A 458-nucleotide genomic window follows, 5' to 3' on the forward strand; every position below is an offset into this window, starting at 1 on the left:
GCTTTTATCTTTGTAATATCTTAACATTAGATCTGCCCAATTTATTTCCATTTCATATTGTGCTTTCTCTAAATCTTTTTCATATTTATAGGGACTTATTCTATCTAAGAATTCTTTTTTTCCCTGTGTATTTATATAAACCTATATCTTTATAAGTGGAATAACTTCTAAAGAGAGAAAGGGGATGTAACTCGGTTAGATTTTCCCTTTAAATTAAAGGGATTTTTTTAACTCTTAAATTTTCTATTATTTTATTTTTACAAATTCTCTTTGTTCATCTTTTACAGTTATACTCATATAACCTGGCTCTAAAGTAACTTTTAATAAATTATTAAAAATAATATTCCATTTTATATTAGGGCTTATCGATCTGAAAGATTCAGCAAATATTTTATCAACATCAATGTTACTTACTGTATTCATCGCATCACTTAATTCATAACTAGATCTTATAACAC

Annotated in this window: 1 protein-coding gene; it reads right to left on the reverse strand. The window is 25.3% G+C overall.

The genetic code is table 11. From position 1 onward, the window contains the following. Window positions 1-246: 246 nt before the first annotated feature. Window positions 247-458, reverse strand: a 212-nt coding sequence (locus tag ACLJNW_RS23210; protein ID WP_410961085.1) for a hypothetical protein, incomplete at its 5' end; no start/stop codon positions are given.

Source organism: Salmonella sp. SAL4457, assembly GCF_046548235.1.
Taxonomy (GTDB): Bacteria; Pseudomonadota; Gammaproteobacteria; order Enterobacterales; family Enterobacteriaceae; genus Salmonella; species Salmonella enterica.